This window comes from Thermoanaerobaculia bacterium (assembly GCA_035717485.1).
Classification (GTDB): domain Bacteria; phylum Acidobacteriota; class Thermoanaerobaculia; order UBA5066; family DATFVB01; genus DATFVB01.
In genome coordinates this window covers 1-6,211 of record DASTIQ010000067.1, presented here as the reverse complement: position 1 = coordinate 6,211, position 6,211 = coordinate 1, and the positions used below count along the sequence as shown (strand labels likewise).

At 67.2% G+C, this 6,211-nt stretch carries 6 protein-coding genes; 5 read left to right on the top strand and 1 reads right to left on the bottom strand.

All coding sequences use genetic code 11. The annotated features are described in order from the left end of the window. From VFS34_03270 to VFS34_03250, 5 genes are all read left to right on the top strand, one after another. On the top strand, positions 1 to 583 hold a 583-nt coding region (locus tag VFS34_03270; protein HET9793459.1), incomplete at its 5' end, for a CPBP family intramembrane glutamic endopeptidase. A 127-nt stretch (positions 584 to 710) separates the two neighbouring features. Beyond that, positions 711 to 1,055 (top strand): cupin domain-containing protein, encoded by a 345-nt coding sequence (locus VFS34_03265; protein ID HET9793458.1) that lies wholly within the window; start codon positions 711 to 713, stop codon positions 1,053 to 1,055. A 145-nt stretch (positions 1,056 to 1,200) separates the two neighbouring features. After that, positions 1,201 to 1,902 carry an isoprenylcysteine carboxylmethyltransferase family protein gene (locus VFS34_03260; GenBank protein HET9793457.1) on the top strand — a complete coding sequence of 234 codons (702 nt, stop codon included), beginning with the start codon at positions 1,201 to 1,203 and terminating at the stop codon, positions 1,900 to 1,902. Positions 1,903 to 1,988: 86 nt separating this feature from the next. Beyond that, positions 1,989 to 3,287 (top strand): hypothetical protein, encoded by a 1,299-nt coding sequence (locus tag VFS34_03255; protein HET9793456.1) that lies wholly within the window; start codon positions 1,989 to 1,991, stop codon positions 3,285 to 3,287. A gap of 49 nt (positions 3,288 to 3,336) precedes the next feature. Continuing rightward, positions 3,337 to 5,304: a gamma-glutamyltransferase gene (locus tag VFS34_03250; GenBank protein HET9793455.1), complete on the top strand. Its 1,968-nt coding sequence runs from the start codon at positions 3,337 to 3,339 to the stop codon at positions 5,302 to 5,304. 36 nt (positions 5,305 to 5,340) lie between these two features. Here VFS34_03250 and VFS34_03245 read toward each other — a convergent pair. Then, the coding region (locus tag VFS34_03245) for a sugar phosphate nucleotidyltransferase (GenBank protein ID HET9793454.1) at positions 5,341 to 6,211 on the bottom strand (871 nt) is incomplete at its 5' end.

Sequence of the window (6,211 nt, the reverse complement as noted above, 5' to 3'; positions counted from 1 at the left end):
GTGGGCATTGGTCGCCTGCGTGCTGTCGCTGTGGTTGTACGAGGGGCGATCCCGGGCGCTCCTGAGATTGAACGCGCCTCACGGTTGGCGCCTGTGGGTCTCCCTGGCTCTCGTGTCGGCAGTGGCAGCCGCGCTGGCGGCCGCGATCGTAAGACTCGCGCGCCTGAAACGCCGAAAGCGGGTCACGGTGCGGAGCCAGGCGACCGCACACGCGCCGCATACTGGCGACGAGTTGGCATGGTGGGCAGCGGTGTCATTGTCGGCGGGCTTCTCGGAAGAGCTGATCTTTCGCGGCTTCCTCATCTGGGCTTTCCGCCCACTGCTCGGGCTGTGGGGCGCCGCAGCGCTGTCCTTGATCGTGTTCGCGACGGCCCATGCGTACCACGGGGTCGCCGGTGCACTGGCTGTCGGCATCGTGGGCGCCTTCCTGACCTTGGTGGTGCTGATCTTCGGTTCGCTCTGGCCGGCGGTGGCTATGCATGTGCTCGTGGACCTTCAGCAAGGCTTCGCGGCGTGGCTGGTGTTGCAGAAAGCGTCGGGTCCCGAACCCGTCGTGACGTCGCCGGTGCCGTCGAGCACGTGATGACTACCCGTCGCGAAAATCCTGACGGGGCCGGTCGTGTAACCCCTCGTTGCGGCGGACTGGGCACCCGGTTGCGCGGCGCTGAAAACGAGTCTTTCGGTCCCTGTAAGTATCGGAGGAGAGGACGATGAGCAACGAACGGGTCGCGCCCGAGACGAAGGGCGTTACGGTGAAGGTACTGACGACGATCGACCTGGGTCCTGAAATCGAGGGCTTGTCAGGGCGCCAGCTTCGAATGCGTATGGTGACCATCGAACCTGGAGGCGTCTTCGGCCCGATTCACGACCACAGAGGCAGACCGGGCACCGTCTACATACTGCAGGGAACGATCACCGACCATCGAGATGGCGTCGCTACGGACTACGGGCCGGGATTGGGCTGGCCCGAGGACAGGAACACCACACACTGGCTCGAGAACAGAGGGACGATCGCCGCCGTGGAGATCTCGGTCGATATCGTCAGGCAAGAGTAGGCTGGCCGGCGGATGAGCGAAACCTGCCCGCATGCAAAGAGCGATTTGAGAGGATTCTCGGGAAGTAAAGCCAGCGACGAGGCCCTGAACCTCCCATTGCGGCGGACCGCGTCCGGCAAGGCTGCCGACGAATTCGCGTCGTCTGGTGTCCGGGCGCCGACCGGAGACCACCTCGATGTCTGAATGGTTCTCGCGTTTTGGCGCTCTTCCCGACTACGGCCTCGCCGGGCTGGTTCTCTTACTCCTGTACGAGATCCAGTCCGAGATTCGCTTCGGTAAACGCGCGCGCGCTCATCGCCCCGGCGCATCGGATCGCCACAGCACCCTGGCCGTTTCCCTCGCAGCGGCAGTTCCGGTCGTCGGCTTCGTCCTCGCGATGAAGGCGGATTCCCCGAGCTTCCGGCCCTATCTTCCGGAGTGGTTCCGGCACGCGTCGGTTCCCGGCATTCCGCTGACCCCCTGGATCGGGGTAGCTCTCGAGGGCGTGGGTATCGCCTTGCGTTTGTGGGCCGTGCTCACGCTGCGAGAGCGCTACACGAGAACGCTGCTGGTTCAAGACCGCCACCCGGTCGAGCGCAGCGGGCCGTACCGCCGGGTCCGTCACCCCGGCTACCTGGGCTCACTTCTCACCCTCAACGGCGTTGCCCTGGCCTCGGCGAACGTCGTCGTGTTCGCGGCCTCGCTCCTCGCCACATGCGCCGCTTACGCCTATCGCATCCGCGTCGAAGACGAGATGCTCGCCGCTTCCCTCGGACCTCCTTACACGGAGTATCGCCGGGAGGTGGCTGCCCTGATTCCCTTTCTCCGACCCGGCGCGCACGGAAGCCATTCGCGGCCGGACTCCTGATCCCTGGTTGCCGCGGGCACCCCCCGGGCGCTCGTCCGGGCAAGTGCCGCTGAACTCATACTCCGTCGGTGGACAAAGGGAGGCCGATGAACACGAGAGCTTGCACCGTCGCGCTCGCCACTGCTCTCCTCGCCCGTGCCTCGTGGGCGATGCCTCCCGACGAGGCGCGCGCCTGGCGGAGCGACCTGCACGTCATGGCCGCGGAGATGGAGCGGACGCACAAGAACCTCTACCACGCCGCCTCCCGCGAGGAATGGGCGGCGATGGTGGCGGCGCTCGATGCGAAGATCCCGTCGCTGGAGCGGCACCAGGTGATCGTGGAGATGGCCAGGATCGTCGCGGCCGTCGCCGACGGTCACACGAACATCTACCCGACGCGCGATCAGAAGATCGGGTTCCACGTCCTTCCGGTGGTCTTCACCTTTTTCGGGGAGGATCTGTACGTCCGGGCGGCGCGCGAATCGGAGCGGTCCCTCGTGGGCGCGAGAGTGCTGCGCATCGGCGATCGCCGCATGGCCGACGCGTACGCCTCGGTGAAGACGATGATCGGATGCGACAACGACCAGGGGGCGCGCTACTGGGCGCAGTACCTCCTGGCCATGCCGGAGGTCTTGCACGCGCTCGGCATCACGCGTGCGCTCGACGCCGTGCCGATGACGGTGGCGACGCGCCATGGGGAAGAGAGCGTCGTCCTGCATTCGTTCGCCCCGGCGGAGATCATGACCGGCGACACCGTGACGCTCTTCGACCGCCGCGAGGGCTGGATCGACGCCCGCGATCGCTCCGGTCGACCGGATCCTCTCTGGCTTCGCGGCTCGGGCGACGCCTTCCACTTCGAGCACGCCGGCAATCTGCTCTACGTCCAGATCAATCGCGTCGGCGACAAGACGGATGAGACGCTCGCGCATTTCGCGCAACGCGTGCACGACGAGATCGCCGCCACGAAGCCGGAAAAGGTGGCGATCGATCTCCGGCTCAACCGCGGCGGCGACGGCACGCTGATCGTTCCGGTCGTCCGCGCCATCATCCAGTCGGAGAGCATCGATCGCAAGGGTCGCCTCTTCGCCATCATCGGCCCCGCCACTTTCTCCGCCGCGCAGATGTTCGTCGATGCCCTCGAGAAATACACGAACGTCACGTTCGTCGGCGAACCGACGGGATCGAAGGGGAACGCCTACGGCGACTCGCGCAAGATCGTTCTCCCCAACAGCGGAATCACCGTGCGCGCCTCGATCTACTACTGGCAGGACTGGCACCCCATGGACCGGCGCGTCGCCACGATCCCGCAGATCCCGGCGCCGCTGACGTTCGACGCCTATTCCCGCAACGTCGATCCCGCGCTCGAGGCGATCGAGCGCGCACCCGCGGCGAATCCGGGTCGATGAGCGCCGCCGGTCTGGCCGATCGGCATAGACTTTCCCGCCGGAGGTCCCGATGATCCGACGAGCCGCCGCCGTCCTCCTGGTCTGCTCGGCCGCCCCGCTGGCCGCGCAGATGAAGACCGAGAAACCGCCTCTTCACGCGAAGCGCTGGATGGCCGTCACCGGCAAGCCGCTTTCCGCGACGGCCGGCGCGATGATCTTCGCCAGGGGCGGCAACGCGGTGGACGCCTCGGTGGCGATGATCGCGGCCGGCTGCACGATGTGGGACACGTTGAGCTGGGGCGGCGAGACGCAGGCGCTCATCTACGACCCGAAGACGAAGAAGGTCATCGGGATCGACGCCCTGGGTGTGGCGCCGACCGGCGCGACTCCCGGGTTCTTCAAGGGGAAAGGGATGAACTATCCGCCGGAGTACGGCCCGCTCGCCGCGGTCACGCCCGGAACGCCGGGAGGCATTCTCGTGATGCTCGCCGAGTACGGCACGATGTCGCTCAAGGACGTTCTCGCGCCCGCGATCGACATGGCGGACGGCTACCCGATCGAGGCGCAGGCCGCGAACACGATCGAGCACGAGAAGAAATGGCTCGACCGGTGGCCGTATTCCCGCGCCTTGTTCTTCGTCCATCGTCACGGCCCCGGAGAGACGGCCGGCGGCCGGGCCGCGGCCGGGAAGAGTGCGAGCGGCCCGACGCCCGCGCAGGACCGGCCGGCGCCGAGCGGTGGAACGGGAGAGCGCGAAGGGCCGGAACCGGGCGAGATCTTCCGTCAGCCGGATCTCGCCGCGACGCTCCGAAAGCTCGTCGCGACCGAGCAGGAAGCGTTGAAGAGAGGAAAGTCCCGGAAGGAGGCGATCTACGCCGCGTACGACCGCTTCTACAAGGGCGACATCGCGAAGGAGATCGCGCGGAGCACGCAGGAGCAGGGCGGATTGATCACCGCGGAAGACCTCGCCCGCTGGAAGGTGAAGATCGAGGAGCCGGTCACGACGAGCTATCGCGGGATCGACGTCTACAAGCTGACGACGTGGACGCAGGGACCCGCGATGCTGCAGTCGCTCGACATCCTCGAAAACTTCGACCTGAAGTCGATGGGCTTCAACACGTCGCGCTACGTCAACACGGTCTACCAGGCGATGAGCCTCGCGTTCGCGGATCGCGACTTCTACTACGGCGACCCGGATTTCCCGCCCGAGGAGCCGATCCGGGGGCTGCTCTCCAAGGAATACGCGAAGGAGCGGGCGAAGCTGATCGATCCCGAGCGCGGCAACCCGCGGATCGGGCCGGGCGACCCGTATCCGTTCCAGGGAGGCACGAACCCGTATTCGGACCTGCTCTCGAAGTGGAAGATCGCGGAGAGCGGGAAGCCGGGGAGGGGAAACAGGCTGCTCGAGGCGTCGCTTTCACCGTCGGATCTCGCGCGCTTCCGCGAGACGTTCACCGCGGGGACGACGTCGGTGGAGGCCGCGGACTCGGAGGGATGGGTGGTCTCGGTGACGCCGAGCGGCGGCTGGCTTCCCGCGGTGATCGCCGGGCACACCGGGATCGGCCTGAGCCAGCGGATGCAGTCGTTCGTGCTCGATCCGGCCGAAGGTCCGTTCAACGTCATCGAGCCGGGCAAGCGCCCGCGCGTCACCCTGACCCCGACCCTGGCGTTGAAGGGCGGCAAGCCCTATCTCTGCTTCTCGGTGCAGGGGGGCGACTCGCAGGACCAGAATCTGCTCCAGTTCTTCCTGGACGTGGTCGAGTTCGGGATGACGCCGCAGGAAGCGACCGAGGCGGCGAACTTCAACAGCTTCCAGATGCACAGCTCGTTCGGAAATCACGAGTCGATTCCGGGAAAGATCCTGCTCAACACCGCGACGCCACCATGGGTTCGGAGCGAGCTCGCGAAGATGGGCTACTCGATGGTGTTCGAGGAGCGGACCTCGGGGCCGATCAACGCGATCCTCCTCGACCTGAAACACGGCACGATGTGGGGCGGGTCGAGCAACCACGGGGAGGATTACGGCATCGGGTGGTGAGGAGCGCTCGGGACGATCCCCGCGACGAATGGCGGTCTATGCCGGCGAGCCGGCGGATAACGGGCTGTTCCCCGGGAACGGGGATACGGGCGACGTGCCCCGCAGCCCTGCCGGGATCGGCAGTCTCGCCTCCGCCAGGCTTTCGAAGACCCGTTCCGGCGTCCCCAGGTCGCTCCAGATCCCGTCGGGCAGCCGCGAGATGACGAGCCGATCCGGGCAGTGCTCGAGAATCGACCGGGAGAAGTCCGCGACCGGGATGTCGGCGAATGCCCTGTCGAACGCCTCCGGTCCGCCGATCGCCGCCTGGACGACGTGCTCGACGCCGGCCGAGACGGCGGGGGCGAACCCCCGACCCGCCTCCACGAACGCCGAGGCTCGTCCGACGATCACGAACGTGTTCCAGAGGAATCCGCGCGCGAAGTAGGTCCGGGCCTCTTCGGGCGCCGGTTTTTCCCGGAATCGGACGACGCGGCAGATCGGCCCGGACGCGGTCGCCCCGACCGGTTCGCCCGTTTCGACCCAGCCGAGATCCGGCTCCGGCCGCGACGGGGGAGCCCCGACGAGGAGCACGCGCCGGGGATGCGCCCGAGCGAACGCGACCGCCTGGGAGACGTGCGCCATGAAGGCGTTGCTTCCGAGGATGAGGTGGTCGGACGGGAAAACGGCGACGATCGCCTGCGGGTCGATTCGGGCGATCCCGTGAATCGGAAGGAGGATCCCGGCCGCCGTTCCGCGATTGTCGGGCTGGAGGAGCACGGTCGCCCTCGGGAAATCCGCGAGCTCCTCCCGGAGGAAATGCTCGTGCGAACGCCGTCCGACGACCAGCATCCGCTCGGGAGGAATGAGGATGCCGACGCGGTCGAGGGTTTCCCGGAGGAGCGAGCGCGTGCCGAGCACGGTCGCGAAC